Genomic DNA, 20,108 nt, shown 5'->3' on the forward strand with positions numbered 1-20,108 from the left:
CCTCCTTATTTTCTATTTATCTTACCATACGTAAGCGAGTACTTCGCCGCCGATATTACGCTCTCTTGCTTCTTTATCAGTGATAACACCTTCAGAAGTAGAAATGATTGCAATACCTAAGCCGTTTAATACTTTAGGAACTTCATTCGCTTTAACATAAGCACGTAATCCAGGTTTTGAAATACGTTTTAGGTTTGTAATAACACGTTCTTCATTACGACCATATTTTAAGAAAACGCGAATGATGCCTTGTTTGTCATCTTCAATATATTCTACATCGCGGACGAAACCTTCTTTTTTCAAGATTTCTGCGATATCATGTTTGATTTTTGATGCAGGTACTTCTAACATGTCGTGTTTTACCATGTTGGCATTACGAATTCGTGTTAAGAAATCTGCGATAGGATCTGTCATGACCATTGAACTATTAACCTCCTTCTATGCGGGTTTTTTGTTACCAGCTAGCTTTCTTCACGCCGGGAATTTGTCCTTTATAGGCAAGTTCGCGGAAGCAAATACGGCATAGTTTGAATTTGCGATAAACTGAATGTGGACGACCACAACGTTCACAACGCGTATATTCTTGAGTTGAGAATTTAGCTGGACGTTTGTTTTTAGCAATCATTGATTTTTTAGCCAAGTAGTTCGCCTCCTTTAATTATTTTTGGAATGGCATGCCAAGTTGTGACAATAGCTCACGAGACTCTTCGTCTGTGTTGGCTGTTGTAACAATGACGATGTCCATACCACGTACTTTATCTACGCGATCGTAGTCTACTTCTGGGAAAATCAACTGCTCTTTAACACCTAATGTGTAGTTTCCGCGTCCGTCAAATGATTTGGCACTGACACCGTGGAAGTCACGTACACGAGGTAAGGAAACAGTTACTAGTTTGTCTAAGAATTCATACATTCTTTCGCCACGTAAAGTTACTTTACATCCGATAGGCATTCCTTCACGTAATCTGAAACCAGCAATTGATTTTCTTGCCTTCGTAATTACAGGTTTTTGACCTGAAATTAGGGTTAATTCTTCAACAGCTTTATCTAAGTTTTTAGCATTAGATACTGCGTCACCAACACCCATGTTGATTACAATTTTCTCAACTTTTGGTGCTTGCATAATAGAAGAGTAATTAAATTTTTCCATCAAAGATGGTGTTACTTCATTTACATATTTTTCTCTAAGGCGGTTCATTCTAACGGTTCCTCCTTCCTTACCAATTATTTATCTAAAACTTCACCTGTTTTTTTAGAAACACGCACTTTTTTACCGTCAACCACTTTGTATCCAACACGTGTTGGTTCGTTTGTAGATGGATCAACCACCATGACATTCGATACGTGAATAGATGCTTCTTGTTCGACAATTCCTCCTTGAGGAACAGTTGCGCTTGGTTTTTGATGTTTTTTAACCATGTTCACACCTTCAACGATGACACGGTCGTTTTTAGGGAAAGCTGTTAAAACAACGCCTTCTTTTCCTTTATCTTTACCAGTGATAATTTTTACTTTATCGCCTTTTTTTACAAACATTTTTGTCTCGCACCTCCTTTAGCTAACAATTGATTATAATACTTCTGGTGCTAATGAAATAATTTTCATGAAGTTATTATCACGTAATTCACGTGCAACTGGTCCAAAGATACGAGTACCACGAGGGCTCTTATCATCACGGATAATCACACATGCATTTTCATCAAATTTTATATATGAACCGTCTGCACGACGAGCTCCTGTTTTTGTTCTTACGATAACTGCTTTGACGATTTCACCTTTTTTAACAACTCCACCTGGCGTTGCATGTTTAACCGACGCAACAATTATGTCACCAATATTGGCATTATTACGACCAGAGCCACCCAACACTTTAATAGCAAGCACTTCACGTGCGCCAGAGTTGTCAGCTACTTTTAAACGACTTTCTGTTTGGATCATTATTGTATCCTCCTTTCAGATTTAAACTTTCAATCTATATAGGAAAATCTCGCTTAGATGATAACTGCTTCTTCTACTACCTCTAACAAACGGAAACGTTTTGTAGCGGATAATGGACGAGTTTCCATAATTCGCACGATGTCACCTGTTTTTGCAACATTATTTTCATCGTGAGCTTTGTATTTCTTCGAATATTTCACACGTTTACCGTAAACTTTATGTGTTTTACGTGTTTCTACAACAACTGTGATGGTTTTATCCATCTTGTCTGATACGACACGTCCTTGGTAAACTTTACGTTCATTTCTTTCAGTCATACGTTAATGGCCTCCTTCCACTATTACTTCTCTTGCTCGCGCAAAACTGTTTTGATACGTGCAATCGATTGGCGTACTTTCTTAATACGTGATGTATCTTCAAGTTGACCTGTTGCTAGTTGGAATCTTAAGTTAAATAATTCTTCTTTAAATTCTTTTTCCTTTTCTAGCATTTCAGCAGTGGATAATCCTTTAATGTCTTTAACCTTCATTCGATTCACCACCCATTTCCTCACGTTTTACAAATTTAGTTCTAACTGGCAATTTATGTGACGCTAGACGTAATGCTTCGCGTGCTACATCTTCAGGAACGCCAGCAATTTCAAACATGATTTTTCCTCGTTTTACTGGTGCTACCCATCCTTCTGGAGCCCCTTTACCGGAACCCATACGAACGCCGATAGCTTTTGCTGTATATGACTTATGAGGGAAAATTTTGATCCATACTTTCCCACCACGTTTCATGAAACGAGTCATTGCGATACGAGAAGCTTCGATTTGACGGTTAGTAATCCAAGCTGAATCTAATGCTTGTAAACCGTATTCTCCAAAAGCTACTTCTTTACCACCTTTGGCTTCGCCACGCATTTTTCCTCTAAACTCACGACGGTATTTTACACGTTTAGGTACTAACATGTCTATTTCCCTCCTTTCTCAGTGTTTTTGATTTCTGGAAGAATTTCTCCACGATAAATCCACACTTTAACTCCTAGTTTTCCGTATGTTGTGTCTGCTTCTTCCCAAGCATAGTCGATATCTGCTCTTAGAGTATGTAAAGGAACTGTTCCTTCTGAATACCCTTCTGAACGTGCGATATCAGCACCGTTTAAACGTCCAGATACTAATGTTTTAATTCCATCAGCTCCAGCACGCATAGTACGTTGGATAGCTTGTTTTTGTGCACGACGGAAAGCAACACGGTTTTCTAATTGACGTGCGATTCCTTCTGCTACTAACTTAGCATCCAAATCTGGTTTTTTGATTTCGATAATGTTAATGTGAACTCGTTTACCAGTTAATTTATTTAATTCTTTACGTAATTTCTCAACTTCTGATCCGCCTTTACCAATCACCATACCTGGTTTAGCTGTGTGGACTGAAACGTTGACGCGATTTGCAGCACGTTCGATTTCAACCTTAGACACAGCGGCGTCAGCAAGTGTTGTCGCGATAAATTCGCGAATTTTTAAGTCTTCGTGTAAGTATTCAGCGTATTCTTTTTCAGCATACCACTTAGCTTCCCAGTCGCGAATAACGCCAACACGCATTCCTATTGGATGTACTTTTTGACCCACTGATCGTCCCTCCTATTTCTCTGCCACTACTACAGTAATGTGGCTAGTTCTTTTGTTGATTGGTGACGCTGATCCTTTTGCACGTGGACGGAAACGTTTCATTGTTGGTCCTTCGTTTACAAAAGCCTCTGACACTACCAAGTTTTCAACATCTAAATCATAATTGTTTTCTGCATTTGCAACTGCGGACATTAAGACTTTCTCAATGATTCCAGCAGCTTTGTTAGGCGTATATTTCAAAATTGAAATAGCTTCTGCCACACTTTTCCCTCTAATTAAGTCAATAACTAGACGTGTTTTGCGAGGTGAAGTACGAACTGTTTTAGCAGTTGCTTTTGCTGAAGTAATTTGTGCTGTCATTTGCAATTCCTCCCCTCACGTATTAACGGCCTGTTTTCTTATCGTCGCCAGAGTGGCCACGGAATGTTCTTGTTGGTGCAAATTCACCTAATTTATGTCCAACCATATCTTCTTGAATGTAGACTGGAACATGCTTTCTTCCGTCATAAACAGCAATGGTGTATCCTACAAAATTCGGGAAAATTGTAGATCTACGAGACCATGTTTTAATGACTTTTTTCTTTTCAACATCTTTTTGAGCAACCACTTTTGACATTAAATGTTCGTCACAAAATGGTCCTTTCTTTAGACTGCGTCCCATGTTGAACCTCCTCTCAGATTCTACCGACACGTTAACATGCCGGTTTTAAATTATTTAGATTTACGACGACGCACAATAAGTTTGTCATTTTTAGATTTCTTACGTGTTTTGTATCCAAGTGTTGGTTTGCCCCATGGAGTCATTGGAGAAGGCATACCGATTGGAGTTTTACCTTCACCACCACCGTGTGGGTGATCGTTAGGGTTCATTACGCTACCACGTACTGTTGGGCGTTTTCTCTTCCAACGGTTACGTCCAGCTTTACCAATGTTTACTAATTCATGTTGTTCGTTTCCGACTGAACCAATTGTTGCACGACATGTTCCTAAGATCATACGTACTTCACCAGAGTTCAAACGTACTAAAACATATTTACCTTCTTTACCTAGTACTTGAGCTTTTGTACCAGCTGAGCGGATTAATTGTCCACCTTTACCAGGCTTCATTTCAATGTTATGAATAACTGTACCAACTGGAATGTTTGCTAATGGCAAAGCGTTTCCTAGTTTAATATCAGCGTCATCACCTGAAATTACTTTATCTCCTACTTTTAATCCTTTTGGTGCTAAGATGTATGATTTAACTCCATCTACATAGTGAATTAATGCAATGTTAGCTGTTCTGTTTGGATCGTATTCGATTGTCTTAACAGTTGCTTCGACATTGTCTTTCACACGTTTAAAGTCAATTAAACGATATTGACGTTTGTGACCGCCACCATGGTGACGAACTGTAATGCGGCCCATGTTGTTACGACCAGCATTGTTCTTCATCGGTTGTAACAAGCTTTTTTCTGGTTGATTAGTAGTAATCTCAGCAAAGTCTAAGCTTGTCATATTACGACGACCATTTGTGGTTGGTTTATACTTTTTAATCGCCACGTCTTTTCCCTCCTACTTTAAAAATTATACAGGTTAGATGCTATTCTGCATCGAATAATTGGATATCTTTTGAGTCTTCAGTTAATGTCACAATTGCTTTGCGACGTTTGTTTGTATGTCCGCCAAATTGACCCATACGTTTGAATTTAGGTTTAACATTCATGATGTTAACATTTTTAACTTTTACTCCAAAAGCCGCTTCAACAGCTTGCTTTACGAGTGTTTTGTTAGCACGAGTATCTACATCAAATGTGTATTTTTTCTCGTCCATCGCTAACATAGAGGCTTCGGTAATAACTGGACGTTTAATTACATCTAATAATTCCATTATGCAAGCACCTCCTCTAATTGAGTAAGAGCAGCTTGTGTCATTAACATAGTGTCGTTTGAAACAACATCTAAGACGCTGACGTTATCTGCTGAAATGACAGAAACATTTGGTAAGTTACGAGCTGATAAAGCTGCAAAGTCATTTCCTTCTTCTAATACAACTAATACTTTGTTGTTTACATCTAATTTATTTAATACTTCTTTAAATTCTTTCGTTTTTGGTGCGTCGAAGCTTAAAGCATCTACTACCATCAAACTATCTTGAGCAACTTTTTCTGATAAAACAGAACGAATTGCTAAACGACGAACTTTTCTAGGAAGTTTGTAGCTGTATGAACGTGGTGTTGGTCCGAAGACAACGCCGCCTCCACGCCATTGTGGTGAACGGATTGATCCTTGACGAGCACGTCCTGTACCTTTTTGACGCCATGGTTTACGTCCGCCTCCGCGTACAGCACTGCGGTTTTTTACAGCGTGTGTTCCTTGTCTTAAAGAAGCACGTTGCATGATGATAGCGTCATAAACTACGCTTTCGTTTGGTTCGATACCAAAGATTGCATCGTTTAATTCAACGTCACCAGCTTTAGTACCATCTTGTTTAAATAATGCTACAGTAGTCATCCCTTAGTTCCTCCTCTCCAACAATTATTTAGCCGCTTTCGCTGACTGGATTTGAACTAATGATTTTTTAGATCCTGGAACATTACCTTTTACTAAGATAACATTGCGATCTAGGTCAACACGAACAACTTCTAAGTTCTTGATTGTGACACGGTCGCCACCCATTTGACCTGCTAATTTTTTATTTTTAAACACGCGATTCGGATCGACTGGACCCATTGACCCAGGACGACGGTGGTAACGAGAACCGTGGCTCATTGGTCCACGAGCTTGACCATGACGTTTAATAACCCCTTGGTATCCTTTACCTTTCGTTGTACCTGTTACGTTTACGATGTCTCCTGCTTGGAATACATCCACTTTTACTTCGTTTCCTACTTCGAATTCTCCTAGCTCAACATCTTTAAACTCTCTAATGAAGCGCTTAGGAGTCGTATTTGCTTTTACAGCATGACCTTTAGCAGGTTTGTTTGACAAAATTTCACGTTGGTCTTGGAAACCTAATTGAACGGCTTCGTAACCATCTGTTTCAACAGTTTTCACTTGCATTACCACGTTAGGTGTTGCTTCGATTACTGTTACAGGGATTAATTCACCATTTTCAGTGAAAATTTGTGTCATTCCTACTTTTTTTCCTAAGATTCCTTTGGTCATGAGTACACCTCCATCATCTTATTATTATAATTTAATTTCAATATTCACACCGCTTGGTAAGTCTAGCTTCATTAAAGCGTCAACTGTTTTCGGTGTTGGGTTCACAATGTCGATTAGACGTTTGTGAGTTCGCATTTCGAATTGCTCACGTGAGTCTTTGTATTTATGAGTCGCACGGATAACTGTATAAACAGAACGCTCTGTTGGTAAAGGAATCGGACCTGAAATGTCAGCCCCTGTTCTCTTTGCTGTTTCTACGATTTTCTCCGCTGATTGATCTAAAATACGATGCTCATATGCTTTTAAACGGATACGAATTTTTTGTTTTGCCATTTTTTTCCCTCCTTCGCCTATTTTGAAAAGTAGACATAGCTCCGCGAAAATATCCGACATCACCCTTCTATGGCAATGCTTCCGGGCGTGTCGCAACCTTTCGTTTCTTTGCCACGCAATCTCGCTTGATTGCTAATGTGTTTTGTACTATTTGTACGCGACACCTTTAAAAGTATACTAAAAAAAAAGCTTGATTGCAAGCTTTTTTCTTAATTATTTTCTTTATTCAAAAGGAATACCCATACTCGTCATCGCATCTTCTACTTTTTTCAGTTCTTTTTTCATTGCTTTCTTATCAGAACCTTCCGGAAGTGCGTCAATAGCTGTACGTGCATTTTGATAAGCTTCCATAGTAAAGCCGGTAATGACTTCACCATCTTTCACTACGTTGGCTAACATTTGGTCCGCATAGGCGACATCCGCTTCTGTCGTATCCCAAGAAGCACTGACATTTTCATCTTCAGTTGCAACTGGCTCATCACCTTGTAAAACTGCCATTAGCGTTGCTGAAAATGCGTCATCAGGCAAACCGTTGACTAACTCCATCGCACTCTCTTTTTCTTTATCTGTGACATCATCTAGCATGGTCGCTTCTTCATTTACGACACGTCCCTTTAATGGCGCCTCTGTAAACAACCCATTCACTGTATGCAAGACATTAAACTTTGCTTTAGCTTGGTCTACAAGCCCTTGTTCTTCAGCTGGCAGATTTTTCTTGGCAGTTTTAATCATATCCACTGTTAGTTGCTCATTTAAGTAAATGTGATCGTCACCATCAAACAAATCAGCAAGCGTTACGTTGTTTGATGTTTTTTTGTTCGCTTTTTTATTAGTGTTTTTCTTTTCAGTAGTGGCTATTGTTTTGTCCCCTGCAACTATCGCTTGATCACGTTTTTCTGCGTATACCCATCCAACTAATATGGAGGCAACTGCAAACACCATCGAAACGACTAGTAACAAAAATAGCTTCTTTTTACTTTGCACACCCATCCCTCACTTTTCTTTTATCAGTTTAAATGATACCTTAACTACCAAGAATGTACAATAGTAATTGTTCAAAAAAAGGAGCTAAGTTTCCTTAGCTCCTTACGGACGAATACATATATATTTGACAGTCTTAATTTTTTAAAAATTAAGCCAAGATTTTAGATACAACACCTGAACCTACTGTACGGCCACCTTCACGAATTGAGAAACGAGTTCCTTCTTCGATAGCGATTGGGTGAATTAAGTCAACGTCGATTGTTACGTTGTCCCCAGGCATAACCATTTCAGTTCCTTCTGGTAATTCGATAACACCAGTTACGTCAGTTGTACGGAAGTAGAATTGTGGACGGTAGTTACCAAAGAATGGTGTATGACGTCCGCCTTCTTCTTTACTTAAAACGTAAACTTCAGCGTTAAATTTAGTATGTGGAGTGATTGTTCCTGGAGCTGCTAATACTTGACCACGTTGGATGTCTTCACGTGAAACACCACGTAATAATGCACCAATGTTGTCTCCAGCTTCAGCGTAATCTAATAATTTACGGAACATTTCTACACCAGTAACAGTTGTTTTAGCGATATCTTCTGCAATACCGATAACTTCAACTTCGTCACCAACTTTGATTGTACCACGCTCAACACGACCTGTAGCAACAGTACCACGACCAGTGATTGAGAATACGTCCTCAACTGGCATCATGAATGGTTTGTCATGGTCACGTTCTGGAGTTGGAATGTATGCATCAACCTCAGCCATTAAGTCTAAGATTTTTTGCTCATATTCTTCAACGCCTTCTAAAGCTTTCAAAGCAGAACCAGCAACGATTGGTGTATCGTCTCCTGGGAAGTCGTATTCGCTTAATAAGTCACGAACTTCCATTTCTACTAATTCTAATAACTCTTCGTCGTCAACCATGTCCATTTTGTTTAAGAAAACAACGATGTATGGTACACCAACGTTACGAGATAAAAGAATGTGCTCACGAGTTTGTGGCATTGGACCATCAGCAGCAGAAACTACTAAGATAGCTCCGTCCATTTGAGCAGCACCAGTGATCATGTTTTTAACATAGTCCGCGTGTCCTGGGCAGTCCACGTGTGCATAGTGACGGTTTTCTGTTTCATACTCGATGTGTGAAGTACTGATTGTGATTCCACGCTCTTTTTCTTCTGGCGCGTTATCAATGTCAGCATAGTTTTGAGCTTCACCATGTCCGTGTTTAGCTAAAACAGTTGCGATAGCAGCTGATAATGTTGTTTTACCATGGTCAACGTGTCCGATTGTACCAATGTTAACGTGTGGTTTAGAACGGTCAAATTTTTCTTTTCCCATTTTAAATAAATCCTCCTAAAAATATATGTTTTATTTTTTTATGGATAAGCGATCAGAGCGCCTGACCGCTTTATCTCAATTACAGTTTACATGATTTTTCTCAGAAAAGATAGCAAGGGCTATTATTCTGCAGAGCCACCATTTTTCTTAATGATTTCTTCTTGAATAGATTTTGGAACATCTTCGTAATGGTCAAATACCATTGTAAAGACACCACGACCTTGTGTAGAAGAACGTAATGTTGTCGCATAGCCAAACATTTCTGATAAAGGAATCATCGCACGTACGACTTGTAAGCCACCTGTACGAGCTTCCATACCTTCAACGCGACCACGACGAGCTGTTACGTGTCCCATAATATCACCTAAGTGATCTTCTGGAATAACAATCTCTACTGCCATGATAGGTTCTAAAATAGCAGGTTGTGCTTTTTTAGCAGCGGCACGTAATGCCATAGAAGCTGCCACACGGAAAGCTGTTTCACTTGAGTCGACGTCATGGTATGAACCATCATAAAGTTTTGCTTTAATGTCAACTAAAGGATAACCAGCTAAAATTCCGTTTTCCATTGAAGCTTTTAATCCAGCTTCAACAGCAGGGATGTATTCACGAGGAACGACACCACCGACGATTGCGTTTTCGAATTCGAAACCGCCACCTTCTTCGTTTGGTGTAAATTCAATCCAAACGTGTCCGTATTGTCCTTTACCACCTGATTGACGTACGAATTTACCTTCAGCTTGTACCATTGGTGCACGGAATGTTTCACGGTAAGAAACTTGAGGTGCTCCAACGTTAGCTTCTACTTTAAATTCACGTTTCATACGGTCAACGATAACGTCTAAGTGAAGCTCACCCATACCTGCGATGATTGTTTCACCTGTTTCAGTGTTTGTTGACGCACGGAAAGTAGGATCCTCTTCAGATAATTTTTGTAACGCAACGCCCATTTTATCTTGGTCTGCTTTTGATTTAGGCTCAATCGCAACTTCGATAACTGGCTCAGGGAATTCCATTGATTCTAAGATAACTGGATGTTTCTCGTCACACAATGAGTCACCTGTTGTTGTGTCTTTAAGTCCAACAGCTGCTGCAATATCTCCTGCATATACAGTTGAAATCTCTTCACGAGAGTTTGCGTGCATTTGTAAGATACGACCAACACGTTCACGTTTACCTTTTGTTGCATTTTTAACGTATGAACCTGATTCTAAGACACCAGAGTACACACGGAAGAATGTTAGACGACCTACGAATGGGTCAGTCATAACTTTGAAGGCTAACGCTGAGAAAGGAGCTTCGTCACTTGATTCACGAACAACTTCTTCTTCAGTATCAGGAATAATACCTGTAATGTCAGCAACTTCTGTTGGTGATGGTAGGTAGTCAATAACGCCATCAAGCATTAATTGAACCCCTTTATTTTTGAAGGCAGAACCACAATATACTGGATAGAATTCAACTGCGATTGTCGCACGACGAATAGCTGCTTTTAATTCATCTTCAGATATTTCTTCGCCTTCTAAATATTTCATCATTAAATCTTCATCAGTTTCAGCAACTGCTTCTACTAATTTTTCGCGCCACTCTTGCGCTAATTCAGCATATTCTTCTGGAATTTCTTCCTCACGAATATCTGTTCCGATGTCATTAGTATAAATCTCAGCTTTCATCTTGATTAAGTCGATGATTCCTGTGAAGTTATCTTCTGAACCGATTGGCAATTGTACTGGATGCGCATTTGCTTGCAAACGCTCATGCAGTGTTCCAACTGCGTATAGGAAGTCTGCACCAATTTTATCCATCTTGTTGATGAATACCATACGTGGTACACCGTATGTTGTAGCTTGACGCCACACTGTTTCTGTTTGAGGCTCAACACCTGATTGAGCATCTAAAACAGTAACCGCACCGTCTAATACACGTAATGAACGTTCTACTTCTACAGTGAAGTCCACGTGACCAGGGGTGTCAATGATGTTTACGCGGTGACCTTTCCATTGAGCAGTTGTTGCTGCCGATGTAATCGTAATACCACGTTCTTGTTCTTGCTCCATCCAGTCCATTTGTGAAGCACCATCATGTGTTTCACCAATTTTATGGATACGACCTGTATAATATAGGATACGCTCTGTTGTGGTTGTTTTACCAGCATCAATATGAGCCATGATCCCAATATTACGAGTGTTTTCTAGCGAAAATTCTCTAGGCATTCTTGTTTCTCCTCTCTTATGTCAGTGATTCAGTTAATCTCGATACAATTAAGTCGTGTTTGATAGGCAAACCCACCAAACACTCGAGGATATTACCAGCGATAGTGTGCAAACGCTCTGTTTGCTTCTGCCATTTTGTGTGTTTCTTCGCGTTTCTTAACAGAAGCGCCAGTGTTGTTAGCAGCATCCATCAATTCTTTCGCTAGACGTTGTTCCATTGTATGTTCTCCACGGTTACGTGAGAAGTTTACAATCCAACGTAATGCTAAAGTGATTTGACGTTCAGGGCGAACTTCAACCGGTACTTGATAGTTAGAACCACCTACACGACGAGCTTTAACTTCTAAGTCAGGTTTTACGTTATCCAAAGCTTGTACATAAACTTCTAATGGATCGTTACCTGTAGATTCTTTAATAATATCAAACGCACTGTAAACGATGTTTGAAGCTGTTCCACGTTTACCGTCAACCATAACGCGGTTAATTAAGCGTGTTACATCTTTTGAATGAAAAATCGGATCTGGTAAAACTTCACGTTTTGCAACAGGACCTTTACGAGGCATTCAACTTCCTCCTTCCAAATAATTTTCTCTTTATATATATAATAGTAAAATTTAATTTTAATTAAGCTTTTTTAGGTTTTTTAGCACCATATTTAGAGCGGCTTTGTTTACGATCCGTAACACCGGCTGTATCAAGCGCACCACGAACAATATGATAACGTACCCCTGGTAAGTCTTTTACACGACCACCACGAATTAACACAACACTATGTTCTTGTAGGTTATGACCAATTCCTGGGATATACGCTGTTACCTCAATGTTGTTAGATAAACGAACACGAGCAAATTTACGTAAAGCTGAGTTAGGTTTTTTAGGTGTCATTGTACCCACACGTGTACATACTCCACGTTTTTGAGGAGAGTTAGTGTTAGTATGAGATTTTTTTAGACTGTTATAACCTTTACCTAATGCAGGTGAGTCAGATTTTGTTGGTTTTGATTGACGTGATTTACGTATCAATTGATTAATTGTTGGCATCTTGTTTCCTCCTTCCCTACTGGCTTTCTAGTACCACACATCCTGGTGGTTCTTTTTTTGTGATAAAAAGAATGCAAGTCTCCTTGCAACGCTATTTAACACTATCAAATGCTTTCTATGACAGTCAGAACGTCTATCATAAAATAGAAACCTGTACATAAAGCACCTTAAAAATCGTATCACATAAAAAAAGAGGTGTCAACCATTTCTGATACTTTTTTATCGACTAAGTTTTAATAACGCTATCATTTTTTTGGAAAAATCAGTATACTAAGACTAGCAAGGATTAAATCAGGATTTAAAGGAGCTAATAGACGATGAATTTAAAACAAATGGTCGGGATTGAAGCAGCATCTTATATTGAAGAAGGAATGATTGTTGGACTTGGAACAGGTTCTACCGCTTATTACATGGTTGAAGAATTAGGGCGTCGGATTAAAGAAGAAAATTTATCTGTGGTTGGTGTAACGACTTCAGAAGCAACACGCCAACAAGCAGAAGGTTTAGGTATTCCACTAAAAAGTATTGATGAAGTCACTCATGTCGATTTAACGATTGACGGAGCAGATGAGGTCAATCCACAATTTGAAGGAATTAAAGGCGGAGGTGCAGCCCTTCTTTTTGAAAAAATTGTAGCCACTTATTCACGTCATAATATTTGGATTGTGGATGAATCAAAATGGGTGGAACAATTAGGTGCTTTTCCTCTACCTGTTGAGGTTATGCCCTATGGTTCACAACAATTAGTGCATTTGTTTGAAAAAGAAGGTCTAAATCCCGTTTTACGCGTGGATGCGGATAATAACCCTATCGTCACAGATGGAAAGCACTATATTATTGATTTACATTGCCAAGTGATTGCCGAACCACGCCGCTTAGCTGATTGGTTGAATAGCTTACCTGGAGTGGTAGAACATGGATTATTTTTATCCATCGTAGATACGGTCATTATTGGAAAAGAATCAGGTATTGAGACCATTCAAAAACATGCAAACTAAATTGAGCAGAAAAAATGCGCCTCCCTTTTAAAGGAGACGCATTTTTTTATTAATTAAATGGTAGACATAGGACACCATTTAATATTCAACTTAGTCTTTAATAATTGTATCCAACGCCACAATCATCATTTCATCAAATGTCTTTTGACGTTCTTCTGCTGAAGTTTCTTCACCAGTAATAATGTGGTCACTCACTGTCATCAAGGCTAATGCTTGAACGTGATACTTCGCTGCTAAGTAATACAAGACGGCTGCTTCCATCTCGATACCCAATACACCATGCTCACCTAGCTTCATCACATCGTCCATGCTATCTTTATAAAAAACATCATCTGACAGCACGTTTCCGACGTGAATATTAAAGCCTTTTTCTTTTGCAATTTGATAAGCCTCTAATAACAAGTCAAAGTTAGCAATTTGTGGGAAATCATATTTAGGAAAATCGTTGCGAATAATCGATGACGGCGTAGCCGCTGCCTGTGCTAATACTAAGTCGCGAACGTGAACGTCTTTTTGAATTGAACCACACGTACCCACACGAATTAATTTCTTAACACCATACTCTCGAATTAATTCATTCGCATAAATAGCAGCAGAAGGCATTCCCATTCCTGTACCTTGTACGGACACACGAACCCCTTTGTACATACCTGTGTAGCCTAACATTCCACGAACTTCATTGTATAATTGAGCATCTTCCAAGAAAGTTTCTGCGATATACTTAGCACGCAACGGGTCTCCTGGTAACAAGATACGCTCCGCTATTTCACCTGATTTCGCTCCAATATGAACACTCATTTATTTCACTCTTTCTTTTATAAGTTTTGTAAAGTTTCTTTGATTAGTGATTTAAAGTCAGCTTTAACACGCTCAGTCGTTTCAACTACTTCTTCATGGTTTAAATTAGCTTGCATGCCAGCTGCTAAGTTTGTCACACATGTAACACCTAACACACGCATATCCATATGGCGCGCTACAATTACTTCTGGAACGGTAGACATTCCAACCGCGTCCGCTCCCATCATACGAGACATTCTAATTTCAGCTGGTGTTTCATACGTAGGGCCTGAATATCCCATGTAAACCCCTTGTTGTAACGTGATTTTCAGTTTGTCTGCAACTTGACGCGCTACTTTTCCATAAGCTTTGTCGTAAGGCTCTGACATATCTGGGAAACGTGGTCCTAAATCATCATCATTCTCACCAATCAGAGGGTTAGTGCCTGTAAAGTTGATTTGGTCTGTGATTAACATTAAGTTTCCTGGTGTAAATGAAGTGTTTACACCACCCGCAGCATTCGTTACTACCATCGAGTGAGCACCGAGTGCTTTCATCACACGAACGGGGAACGTCACCGCTTGCATACTATTTCCTTCATAGTAGTGGAAGCGTCCTTGCATCGCTAAGACTTTTTTCCCTGATAAATCACCATAAACTAATTGACCTGCATGCCCAACAACTGTTGAAACTGGGAAATGAGGAATTTTTTCATAAGGAATCACAACAGGATTTTCAATTTCATCGGCTAATTCACCTAGACCAGAACCTAGAATCAAACCAAATTCTACCTCTTTAACTCCTTGTTCACGAATATATGCTGCTGTTTCTTGTAATTTTACACTTAATTTTTCTGCCATTTTTTTGACCCCTTTAACTTATTTTAATTCTTGTAAAAAGCTCTGACCATTTTCAGTTGCTGGTACTTCAAAGTTATCCGCAATAGTTGCTGCAATATCAGAGAAATAGCCTTGTTGTAAAGCACCTTGCCCCTTAAATTTCTTACTATAGGCTAATAACGGAACATATTCACGTGTGTGGTCTGTCCCTTCAAAACTTGGGTCGTTACCATGATCGGCCGTAATAAGTAATAAATCGTCTTCCTCTAATGCTTCCATAATTTCAGGAAGACGTGCGTCAAACTCTTCTAACGCTTGAGCATAGCCTTTAATATCACGACGATGACCAAATAACGCATCAAAGTCCACTAAATTAGTAAAACTTAAACCTTCAAAATCACGCGCCATCACGTTTAATAGTTGGTCAACACCATCCATATTAGATTTTGTGCGAACGAAGTCGGTTATCCCTTGCCCGTTAAAAATATCATTAATTTTACCAACGGCAATAACATCTTTGCCTGCTTCTTTTAGTGAATCTAACACAGTATGACCAAATGGATCTAAGGCGTAGTCGTGACGATTAGCTGTTCGTTTAAAGTTACCTGGTTCTCCCACATATGGACGTGCAATAATACGACCAATCATATAAGGATCATCTTTTGTAATTTCACGCGTATACTCACAAATACGATATAGCTCTTCTAATGGAATAATATCTTCATGAGCAGCAATTTGTAACACAGGGTCTGCTGACGTATAAACAATCAAGTCACCTGTTTTCATTTGATGCTCACCATAATCATCAATAACAGCTGTCCCACTATACGGTAAATTACAAACAATACCACGTCCTGAGAATTCAGATATTTTATCTAACAATTCTTGAGGAAACCCTTCTGGAAACACACGGAAAGGGGTTTGAATATTTAATCCCATGATTTCCCAATGACCTGTCATCGTATCCTTACCGACTGAAATCTCTTCTAATTTTGTCGCATACCCTTCATGATCTGACACTGCTTTAACGCCTGTTAACGGTTCGATTGTACCTAAACCTAGTTGCTCCATATTTGGAACAGCTAAACCAGCCTTTTCAGCAATATGCCCTAACGTGTGACTACCCACATCTCCAAATTTATGCGCATCTGGCGCTTCTCCAATTCCTACTGAGTCCATGACAATTAAATGTACACGTTTAAACATAATATGCCTTCTTTCATATAATTTTGTTTATAATAAACGTGCCATAAGCAATGATGAACTATCACTACTTGGCACGTCTGTTATTATTTAGATTTTACATATGTGACACCGATTGATTTTGGTCCTTGTGATTTTCCAATGAAGATGACAAGCACAAGAATCGTTAACACATATGGTGCTGCTTGTAAGTAAACAGATGGTAGCCCAGATAAGAAACTAATTTGACTACCGATAATCGCTAGACTTTGTGATAGACCGAAAAAGAACGCTGCGCCCATCACGCCGATTGGATTCCATTTACCAAAAATCATCGCAGCCATTGAAATAAAGCCTTGTCCAGCAATCGTTGAAACTGAGAACTGACCAGAAATAGCTTGTACAACAACCGCTCCACCCATACCACCTAGGAAACCAGAAATTAAAACCCCTGCATATTTCATGGCATAGACGTTAATTCCTAAAGTATCCGCAGCTTGTGGGTTTTCACCAACTGAACGTAATCTTAAACCAAACTTTGTTTTAAAAATGACAAAGTAAGCAAGAAACGCGATGGCAATTGCCACATACGCTGGTGCAGAAGTATTTTTAAAGAAGATATCACCTAATACCGGAATATCTTTTAAAATCGGAAAACTAATCTTACCAAAACGTTGACGAATAATTTCTGTTTGACCTTTTCCATCAAAAAGTTGCTTTGTTAAGAATACCGTAAGACCCGGTGCCATTAAGTTAATAACCGTACCACTGACAATATGGTCTGCACGTAAATTAATCGTTGCTACCGCATGGATAATGGAGAATAAAAGTCCAATCAAGCCACCGAATAACATCGCAATCCACGGCGTCCAAACACCAAAGATGTGTGCCGTGTTCAAGTTGAAAATCGCCGCACTAAAAGCTCCTACTGTCATAATTCCTTCTAACCCAACGTTAACAACACCGCTTCGTTCTGAAAAAGTACCACCTAAGGCTGTAAAGATGAGAGGAGCGGAATACACTAAAGCTGAAGATACAATAATCGCTAATGTTCCTACCATATTAAGCCTCTCCTTTCTTTACGCTCAATTTATCCATAATAAAACGAATAGCAAAACTAATCCCAACAAAGAAGATGATAGACGCTACTACAATGTCGACAATCTCATTTGGAATACCGACACTTGGCATTTTCAATCCACCAATCTTCAATATACCGAATAAAATAGCTGATAACAGAATACCAATTGGATTTCCGCCACCTAGTAATGAAACCGCCATCCCGTCAAAACCGATTTGAGGGGCTGCATCTAAGATATATAGGTTTTCAAATGTTCCTAACCCTTCAACGACACCACCCATACCAGCTAACGCACCAGAAATGACCATAGCTAATACAATATTACGTTTTGCACTCATCCCTGCATACTCTGAGGCAAATGGGTTCATCCCTACAGCACGAAGTTCAAACCCTGTGGTCGTTCGTTTCATTAAAATCCAGACAAGAATAATCATTAATACTGCTAAGAAAATCCCACCATTTAAACGAGAGCCACCAGACATATCACTTAAGAATTGCATTCTTAAAGACGCATTTTCACCAATTTTTGGTGTCGCATCTGCACTGTCTGTAAAAACATTTCGTACTAAGTGATTACTAATGTATAAAATCGTGTAGTTTAACATGATTGTCACAATAACTTCACTCGTACCAAACTGTGCACGTAAATACCCGGCAATTCCTGCCCAAATAGCTCCTGCTAGAGCTCCTACAATAATCGCTAATGGCACTAACACAATACGTGGTAAGTCTGGAAATGTCATCGCTATCCAAATAGCACCTATCCAACCGCATAGAGCCTGACCTGCTAAACCAATATTAAAAAATCCTGCCGTGTTCGCTACCGAGAACCCTAATCCTGTTAAAATTAAAGGTGTCGCTAAACGTAACACTTCTCCAATATTATAAGTTCGACCAAAAGCGCCTTTTAACATTGCGCCATAACCTTCAACTGGATTATAGCCAGATACTAACATAATGATAGCCCCTAGTAATAAACCAGCTAAGACGGAAATAACAGGAACCGCTAGATTCTTCCATTTAGAATGTTGATTACCCATTCACTTCCACCCCTTCCTGCTCTCCGTTTAGTTCTTTTCGTGCTTCTTCTAAGGTCATCCCTGCCATCAGTAGTCCCAATTCTTGTTCACTTGTTTCTTTAGGGTCTACGATACCGACGATTTGACCATCAAACATAACCGCGATACGATCTGACACGTTTAAAATTTCATCTAACTCAAAACTCACACACAAGACACCTTTTCCATGATCACGTTGTTCAATTAAACGTTTATGGATGTATTCAATTGCCCCTACGTCCAAACCACGTGTTGGCTGTGCAACGATAAGTAAATCAGGGTCGCGATCAATTTCACGTGCGATAATCGCTTTTTGTTGGTTACCACCCGATAATGCACTTGCCGGTACCAACTCATTTGGTGTTCGTACATCAAATTCTTCTATCAACTCACGCGCATGTGAATTGATTAATTGATAATTTAGTAAACCATTTTTACTTAAAGGTTCCTTGTAATAAGTTTGTAGTGCGATATTTTCTGAAAGTGTCATAGGTAATACTAAGCCAAACTTATGACGGTCCTCAGGAACATGTGCGGTACTATTCTCTGTAATCGTACGTGGGCGTTGATTGGTCATATCTTTTCCGTTAATCTCAATCGTCCCACTTTCTACCTTACGCATACCTGTAATCGCTTGAAGCAACTCACTTTGACCATTGCCGTCAATTCCGGCAATACCCAATACTTCTCCTGCACGAACTTCTAAAGTTAAACCTTTTACCGCATCTAAACCACGGTTCTCTTTGACAACTAAATCCTTCACTTTCAAAACAGGCTCTTTAGGAACAGCAGGACCTTTCGGTGTCTTAAACGACACCGAACGACCTACCATTAAATCAGCAAGTTCTTGAGACGTTACGTCTGCCACGTTTACCGTATCAATACTCTTGCCTCGACGAATAACTGTACAACGATCTGCTACAGCTTTAATTTCATCTAACTTATGCGTAATAATAATGATGGACTTACCTTCTGCCACTAAGCCATGCATAATAGACATTAATTCATCTATTTCTTGCGGCGTTAGAACGGCCGTCGGCTCATCAAAAATTAAAATTTCCGCGCCGCGATACAACGTCTTGATAATCTCTACCCGTTGTTGCATCCCGACAGAAATGTTACTAACCAACTCATTCGGTACGATTTTAAAACCATAACGATCAGAAACAGCGACAATGTCGTCATACGCTTTTTTCTTGTCAATCATCCCAGCATTCGTTGGTTCGCTCCCAAGAATAATGTTTTCTGCAATCGAAAAATTGTCAATTAACATAAAATGTTGGTGAACCATTCCTATTCCTAACTCATTTGCAACAGTTGGGTTAGCAATTTGGACTTCTTTACCATTAATCTTAATCGTTCCAGAAGTCGGTTCTAGTAAACCAGATAAAATATTCATCAGAGTAGACTTGCCTGCTCCATTCTCACCTAATAACGCGTGAATTTCACCTTTTTTTACTTTTAAATTAATATTGTCATTTGCCTTGAAAGTACCAAAAGCTTTGGTGATGCCTTCCATTTCAATCACGTATTGTGACTCATTCACTGTTTTCACTTCCTAACTATAAT

General features: G+C 39.3%; 28 protein-coding genes. 1 reads left to right on the forward strand and 27 read right to left on the reverse strand.

All coding sequences use genetic code 11. The features are described from left to right. Positions 1-21 precede the first annotated feature (21 nt). The 21 genes from rpsH to rpsL form a co-directional block, all read right to left on the reverse strand. Positions 22-420 carry a 30S ribosomal protein S8 gene (gene rpsH / locus CBF33_RS04865; protein ID WP_023606973.1) on the reverse strand — a complete coding sequence of 133 codons (399 nt, stop codon included), beginning with the start codon at positions 418-420 and terminating at the stop codon, positions 22-24. A 34-nt stretch (positions 421-454) separates the two neighbouring features. After that, positions 455-640, reverse strand: a complete 186-nt coding sequence (locus tag CBF33_RS04870; protein ID WP_016184192.1) for a type Z 30S ribosomal protein S14 — start codon at positions 638-640, stop codon at positions 455-457. An 18-nt stretch (positions 641-658) separates the two neighbouring features. Further along, entirely contained in the window at positions 659-1,198 is a 540-nt protein-coding gene (gene rplE, locus CBF33_RS04875; protein WP_023606972.1) for a 50S ribosomal protein L5, read from the reverse strand. A 26-nt stretch (positions 1,199-1,224) separates the two neighbouring features. Further along, on the reverse strand, positions 1,225-1,536 hold the full coding sequence (gene rplX / locus CBF33_RS04880) for a 50S ribosomal protein L24 (RefSeq protein ID WP_023606971.1): 312 nt from the start codon (positions 1,534-1,536) through the stop codon (positions 1,225-1,227). A gap of 33 nt (positions 1,537-1,569) precedes the next feature. Continuing rightward, positions 1,570-1,938 carry a 50S ribosomal protein L14 gene (gene rplN / locus CBF33_RS04885; RefSeq protein ID WP_023606970.1) on the reverse strand — a complete coding sequence of 123 codons (369 nt, stop codon included), beginning with the start codon at positions 1,936-1,938 and terminating at the stop codon, positions 1,570-1,572. Positions 1,939-1,991: 53 nt separating this feature from the next. Next, positions 1,992-2,255: a 30S ribosomal protein S17 gene (gene rpsQ / locus CBF33_RS04890; protein ID WP_023606969.1), complete on the reverse strand. Its 264-nt coding sequence runs from the start codon at positions 2,253-2,255 to the stop codon at positions 1,992-1,994. Between the two features lie 23 nt (positions 2,256-2,278). Further along, positions 2,279-2,467 carry a 50S ribosomal protein L29 gene (gene rpmC / locus CBF33_RS04895; RefSeq protein ID WP_023606968.1) on the reverse strand — a complete coding sequence of 63 codons (189 nt, stop codon included), beginning with the start codon at positions 2,465-2,467 and terminating at the stop codon, positions 2,279-2,281. After that, the gene (rplP, locus tag CBF33_RS04900) at positions 2,457-2,891 is read right to left on the reverse strand and encodes a 50S ribosomal protein L16 (RefSeq protein WP_023606967.1); all 435 of its coding nucleotides are present in this window, start codon (positions 2,889-2,891) and stop codon (positions 2,457-2,459) included. The genes rpmC and rplP overlap by 11 nt, the downstream gene beginning before the upstream one ends. Before the next feature lie 2 nt (positions 2,892-2,893). Continuing rightward, a complete protein-coding gene (gene rpsC / locus CBF33_RS04905) occupies positions 2,894-3,550 on the reverse strand; it encodes a 30S ribosomal protein S3 (protein ID WP_126762129.1) in 657 nt (218 codons plus the stop codon). 12 nt (positions 3,551-3,562) lie between these two features. Continuing rightward, complete coding sequence (gene rplV, locus CBF33_RS04910; RefSeq protein ID WP_023606965.1) at positions 3,563-3,910, reverse strand: 50S ribosomal protein L22; 348 nt, start codon at positions 3,908-3,910, stop codon at positions 3,563-3,565. A gap of 22 nt (positions 3,911-3,932) precedes the next feature. After that, positions 3,933-4,211: a 30S ribosomal protein S19 gene (rpsS, locus tag CBF33_RS04915; protein WP_023606964.1), complete on the reverse strand. Its 279-nt coding sequence runs from the start codon at positions 4,209-4,211 to the stop codon at positions 3,933-3,935. Between the two features lie 50 nt (positions 4,212-4,261). After that, on the reverse strand, positions 4,262-5,092 hold the full coding sequence (rplB, locus tag CBF33_RS04920; RefSeq protein WP_023606963.1) for a 50S ribosomal protein L2: 831 nt from the start codon (positions 5,090-5,092) through the stop codon (positions 4,262-4,264). A 40-nt stretch (positions 5,093-5,132) separates the two neighbouring features. Continuing rightward, positions 5,133-5,420 carry a 50S ribosomal protein L23 gene (rplW, locus tag CBF33_RS04925; RefSeq protein WP_023606962.1) on the reverse strand — a complete coding sequence of 96 codons (288 nt, stop codon included), beginning with the start codon at positions 5,418-5,420 and terminating at the stop codon, positions 5,133-5,135. Further along, a complete protein-coding gene (gene rplD / locus CBF33_RS04930; RefSeq protein ID WP_023606961.1) occupies positions 5,420-6,043 on the reverse strand; it encodes a 50S ribosomal protein L4 in 624 nt (207 codons plus the stop codon). The genes rplW and rplD overlap by 1 nt, the downstream gene beginning before the upstream one ends. A gap of 24 nt (positions 6,044-6,067) precedes the next feature. After that, a complete protein-coding gene (rplC, locus tag CBF33_RS04935) occupies positions 6,068-6,697 on the reverse strand; it encodes a 50S ribosomal protein L3 (protein ID WP_023606960.1) in 630 nt (209 codons plus the stop codon). Between the two features lie 24 nt (positions 6,698-6,721). Continuing rightward, positions 6,722-7,030: a 30S ribosomal protein S10 gene (rpsJ, locus tag CBF33_RS04940; RefSeq protein ID WP_023606959.1), complete on the reverse strand. Its 309-nt coding sequence runs from the start codon at positions 7,028-7,030 to the stop codon at positions 6,722-6,724. Between the two features lie 222 nt (positions 7,031-7,252). Next, complete coding sequence (locus CBF33_RS04945) at positions 7,253-8,014, reverse strand: hypothetical protein (RefSeq protein ID WP_126762131.1); 762 nt, start codon at positions 8,012-8,014, stop codon at positions 7,253-7,255. A gap of 148 nt (positions 8,015-8,162) precedes the next feature. Beyond that, entirely contained in the window at positions 8,163-9,350 is a 1,188-nt protein-coding gene (gene tuf / locus CBF33_RS04950; RefSeq protein WP_023606957.1) for an elongation factor Tu, read from the reverse strand. Between the two features lie 122 nt (positions 9,351-9,472). Further along, on the reverse strand, positions 9,473-11,563 hold the full coding sequence (fusA, locus tag CBF33_RS04955) for an elongation factor G (RefSeq protein ID WP_126762133.1): 2,091 nt from the start codon (positions 11,561-11,563) through the stop codon (positions 9,473-9,475). A gap of 92 nt (positions 11,564-11,655) precedes the next feature. After that, on the reverse strand, positions 11,656-12,126 hold the full coding sequence (gene rpsG, locus CBF33_RS04960) for a 30S ribosomal protein S7 (protein WP_023606955.1): 471 nt from the start codon (positions 12,124-12,126) through the stop codon (positions 11,656-11,658). Positions 12,127-12,187: 61 nt separating this feature from the next. Beyond that, positions 12,188-12,604 (reverse strand): 30S ribosomal protein S12, encoded by a 417-nt coding sequence (gene rpsL, locus CBF33_RS04965; RefSeq protein WP_126762135.1) that lies wholly within the window; start codon positions 12,602-12,604, stop codon positions 12,188-12,190. Positions 12,605-12,921: 317 nt separating this feature from the next. Between rpsL and rpiA the strand changes: the two genes are divergently transcribed. Next, positions 12,922-13,602, forward strand: a complete 681-nt coding sequence (gene rpiA / locus CBF33_RS04970; protein ID WP_126762137.1) for a ribose-5-phosphate isomerase RpiA — start codon at positions 12,922-12,924, stop codon at positions 13,600-13,602. Between the two features lie 90 nt (positions 13,603-13,692). Here rpiA and deoD read toward each other — a convergent pair whose 3' ends face one another. The 6 genes from deoD to CBF33_RS05000 form a co-directional block, all read right to left on the reverse strand. Next, a complete protein-coding gene (gene deoD / locus CBF33_RS04975) occupies positions 13,693-14,400 on the reverse strand; it encodes a purine-nucleoside phosphorylase (protein ID WP_126762139.1) in 708 nt (235 codons plus the stop codon). Between the two features lie 17 nt (positions 14,401-14,417). Beyond that, complete coding sequence (locus CBF33_RS04980; protein ID WP_126762141.1) at positions 14,418-15,239, reverse strand: purine-nucleoside phosphorylase; 822 nt, start codon at positions 15,237-15,239, stop codon at positions 14,418-14,420. Between the two features lie 18 nt (positions 15,240-15,257). Then, positions 15,258-16,424, reverse strand: coding sequence for a phosphopentomutase (gene deoB, locus CBF33_RS04985; protein WP_126762143.1), 1,167 nt, complete (start codon positions 16,422-16,424; stop codon positions 15,258-15,260). An 83-nt stretch (positions 16,425-16,507) separates the two neighbouring features. After that, positions 16,508-17,461 (reverse strand): ABC transporter permease, encoded by a 954-nt coding sequence (locus tag CBF33_RS04990; RefSeq protein WP_126762145.1) that lies wholly within the window; start codon positions 17,459-17,461, stop codon positions 16,508-16,510. Between the two features lies 1 nt (position 17,462). Next, positions 17,463-18,521, reverse strand: a complete 1,059-nt coding sequence (locus tag CBF33_RS04995; RefSeq protein ID WP_126762147.1) for an ABC transporter permease — start codon at positions 18,519-18,521, stop codon at positions 17,463-17,465. Next, positions 18,514-20,058, reverse strand: a complete 1,545-nt coding sequence (locus CBF33_RS05000; protein WP_126762236.1) for an ABC transporter ATP-binding protein — start codon at positions 20,056-20,058, stop codon at positions 18,514-18,516. The genes CBF33_RS04995 and CBF33_RS05000 overlap by 8 nt, the downstream gene beginning before the upstream one ends. Positions 20,059-20,108: the final 50 nt, after the last annotated feature.

This window comes from Vagococcus lutrae, from assembly GCF_003987555.1.
GTDB lineage: Bacteria > Bacillota > Bacilli > Lactobacillales > Vagococcaceae > Vagococcus_A > Vagococcus_A lutrae.

Coding starts and splice junctions, on each gene's coding strand:
- rpsJ (WP_023606959.1), bottom strand. CDS start 7,030: ATGGCAAAACAAAAAATTCGTATCCGTTTAAAAGCATATGAGCATCGT.
- rpsL (WP_126762135.1), bottom strand. CDS start 12,604: ATGCCAACAATTAATCAATTGATACGTAAATCACGTCAATCAAAACCA.
- deoD (WP_126762139.1), bottom strand. CDS start 14,400: ATGAGTGTTCATATTGGAGCGAAATCAGGTGAAATAGCGGAGCGTATC.
- rplX (WP_023606971.1), bottom strand. CDS start 1,536: ATGTTTGTAAAAAAAGGCGATAAAGTAAAAATTATCACTGGTAAAGAT.
- CBF33_RS04980 (WP_126762141.1), bottom strand. CDS start 15,239: ATGGCAGAAAAATTAAGTGTAAAATTACAAGAAACAGCAGCATATATT.
- CBF33_RS04995 (WP_126762147.1), bottom strand. CDS start 18,521: ATGGGTAATCAACATTCTAAATGGAAGAATCTAGCGGTTCCTGTTATT.
- rpsQ (WP_023606969.1), bottom strand. CDS start 2,255: ATGACTGAAAGAAATGAACGTAAAGTTTACCAAGGACGTGTCGTATCA.
- rplP (WP_023606967.1), bottom strand. CDS start 2,891: ATGTTAGTACCTAAACGTGTAAAATACCGTCGTGAGTTTAGAGGAAAA.
- rpmC (WP_023606968.1), bottom strand. CDS start 2,467: ATGAAGGTTAAAGACATTAAAGGATTATCCACTGCTGAAATGCTAGAA.
- rpsG (WP_023606955.1), bottom strand. CDS start 12,126: ATGCCTCGTAAAGGTCCTGTTGCAAAACGTGAAGTTTTACCAGATCCG.
- rplW (WP_023606962.1), bottom strand. CDS start 5,420: ATGGAATTATTAGATGTAATTAAACGTCCAGTTATTACCGAAGCCTCT.
- deoB (WP_126762143.1), bottom strand. CDS start 16,424: ATGTTTAAACGTGTACATTTAATTGTCATGGACTCAGTAGGAATTGGA.
- tuf (WP_023606957.1), bottom strand. CDS start 9,350: ATGGGAAAAGAAAAATTTGACCGTTCTAAACCACACGTTAACATTGGT.
- rplV (WP_023606965.1), bottom strand. CDS start 3,910: ATGACAGCACAAATTACTTCAGCAAAAGCAACTGCTAAAACAGTTCGT.
- rpsS (WP_023606964.1), bottom strand. CDS start 4,211: ATGGGACGCAGTCTAAAGAAAGGACCATTTTGTGACGAACATTTAATG.
- rplD (WP_023606961.1), bottom strand. CDS start 6,043: ATGACTACTGTAGCATTATTTAAACAAGATGGTACTAAAGCTGGTGAC.
- rpiA (WP_126762137.1), top strand. CDS start 12,922: ATGAATTTAAAACAAATGGTCGGGATTGAAGCAGCATCTTATATTGAA.
- rplE (WP_023606972.1), bottom strand. CDS start 1,198: ATGAACCGCCTTAGAGAAAAATATGTAAATGAAGTAACACCATCTTTG.
- CBF33_RS04990 (WP_126762145.1), bottom strand. CDS start 17,461: ATGGTAGGAACATTAGCGATTATTGTATCTTCAGCTTTAGTGTATTCC.
- CBF33_RS05000 (WP_126762236.1), bottom strand. CDS start 20,058: ATGGAAGGCATCACCAAAGCTTTTGGTACTTTCAAGGCAAATGACAAT.
- rplC (WP_023606960.1), bottom strand. CDS start 6,697: ATGACCAAAGGAATCTTAGGAAAAAAAGTAGGAATGACACAAATTTTC.
- fusA (WP_126762133.1), bottom strand. CDS start 11,563: ATGCCTAGAGAATTTTCGCTAGAAAACACTCGTAATATTGGGATCATG.
- rplN (WP_023606970.1), bottom strand. CDS start 1,938: ATGATCCAAACAGAAAGTCGTTTAAAAGTAGCTGACAACTCTGGCGCA.
- rpsH (WP_023606973.1), bottom strand. CDS start 420: ATGGTCATGACAGATCCTATCGCAGATTTCTTAACACGAATTCGTAAT.